This window comes from Delftia sp. ZNC0008, assembly GCF_000799035.1.
Taxonomy (GTDB): domain Bacteria; phylum Pseudomonadota; class Gammaproteobacteria; order Burkholderiales; family Burkholderiaceae_C; genus Comamonas; species Comamonas tsuruhatensis.
Map to the genome: position 1 here is coordinate 1 of NZ_JTKZ01000061.1, position 1,685 is coordinate 1,685.

Genomic DNA, 1,685 nt, shown 5'->3' on the forward strand with positions numbered 1-1,685 from the left:
CCGCGTCTGGTCAGTCCGCTGGCCCGCTCCTGTCCCAGCAGGCGCAACACGCTCTGCAGGCTGTGCGCCTGCCTGCGCAGGGCCATGGCGTTCTGCTCCGCGATAAGGACCTCCATCCGGGCGATATCGTCGGGCAAGTGTGCAAGGCAGATGTCACGGTAGCTGTGGAACAGGCCTGCGTCGCCACCAAAGAAATTGGCAATGGCGAGCGCGTCCGACGGCGCATCCGGTTGCGCATCCGGTTGCACATCCGATCGCACATCCGGCTGCGCATCGGCGCCCTCGCCCGTCCCGGCCTCCTGCCTGGGAGGGGGAGGCGGCGCATGCTGCTGGAGCACCGACTCCACGCAGTCCACCAGTTGCGCCACCGACACCGGCTTGAGCAGCACGCGCCACACCTTCAACTGCTCCAGCTGCAGCGCAACATCGGCCCGCACGCCGGCACTGAAGACCACGGCGCAGCAGCCCGCCTGCGGCGAGCGGCGCAGCCACTCGATCAGCTCCACGCCGGAGGCGCCGGGCAGCATCAGATCGGTGATCAGCAGGGCAAAGGGCTGGGTTTGCAGCAGTTGCTGGGCCTGCTCCGCACTCGTGCAGGACACCAGCGTGAGGGGCAGGCCCTCCAGCGCCAGCGCAACGAACCGCGCAATCGAGGCATCGTCCTCGACCAGCAGGACCGCAGGAAGGGGCGCGTTCACGCCGCCGGCCCGCCCAGCAGCCCGCCCAGCGCTTCGGGCAGCTCCTGCACCAGCTGGGGCTTGTGGATCACGCGCACGCCGCCCAATGCGAAGGCATAGGCCTCGCGCTCTGACGCCTCCAGCGAGGTGACCACCAGCAGCTTGCAGCGCGCGAACTGCTCATGGGTGCGCAAGGTGGTGATCAGGGCGGCGCCATCGATGTCGGGCAGCAGGATGTCCACCAGCAGCACATCGGGCTGGATCTGGCCGTACAGCGCCATGCCCGTGATCCCGTCGTTCGCCACATGCAGCTGGACCTCGGGAAAGTGACGCTGCACCAGCATGCGCACCAGATTCTGGAAGTGCACGGAGTCCTCGATCAGCAGCACGCGCTGCCCGGTGCCCGATCCCGCCTGGGCAGAGGCCGGCGCCTGTGCCACCGCTGGTGCGCCGGGCACCCCGGGCGCTGCGCGCTCGCCCTGCCTGCTGCGCCAGCGCTCCACGGAAGCGCGCGTAATGCGGCGATGGCCTCCGGGCGTCTTCCAGGCCTCCAGCTCGCCGCGATCGACCATGAGCTGGACCGATCGCACGGCCATGCCCAGCAGCTTTGCCACCTCGGCAGTCGTGTAGTGCGGAATTTGGCCTGATGGGGTGCTGTTCTCGGACATGGCAGCAATTTTGCATCAAATACGATTGAAAAATTCAATATAAATTTGATGAATTTGATATTTATGATTTAACCTCACGCAGCCCCCTTCAACTGCGTTGTGAAAGGTCCGCCATGAAGAAGATACTGATCGTCGAAGACCAGGCCGACATCCGCAAACTGCTGCGCATGACGCTGGAGTCCGGCGCCTACGAGGTCATGGAGGTGCCCACCGCCGACGAAGCCTGGGCCGTGGCCCAGCGCAACAAGCCCGATATCGTGCTGCTGGACATGATGATGCCCGGCACGCTGGACGGCCTGGAGGTGTGCTGTCGCATCAAGACCTCCTACGATCTACGCGG

General features: G+C 65.8%; 3 protein-coding genes. 1 reads left to right on the forward strand and 2 read right to left on the reverse strand.

What is annotated here, in order from left to right:
- Together L995_RS01930 and L995_RS01935 are read right to left on the reverse strand one after the other, a co-directional pair.
- Positions 1–698: Hpt domain-containing response regulator (locus L995_RS01930; protein WP_047468578.1), on the reverse strand; the 698-nt coding region annotated here is incomplete at its 3' end.
- Complete coding sequence (locus L995_RS01935) at positions 695–1,345, reverse strand: response regulator (RefSeq protein WP_047468581.1); 651 nt, start codon at positions 1,343–1,345, stop codon at positions 695–697. The genes L995_RS01930 and L995_RS01935, both read right to left, overlap by 4 nt.
- Positions 1,346–1,458: 113 nt before the next feature.
- Between L995_RS01935 and L995_RS01940 the strand changes: the two genes are divergently transcribed.
- A partial coding sequence (locus L995_RS01940; RefSeq protein ID WP_047468584.1) for a response regulator transcription factor occupies positions 1,459–1,685 on the forward strand: 227 nt, incomplete at its 3' end.

Excerpts from the sequence above, each read along its gene's own strand:
- L995_RS01935 (WP_047468581.1), bottom strand. The coding sequence starts at position 1,345 with ATGTCCGAGAACAGCACCCCATCAGGCCAAATTCCGCACTACACGACT.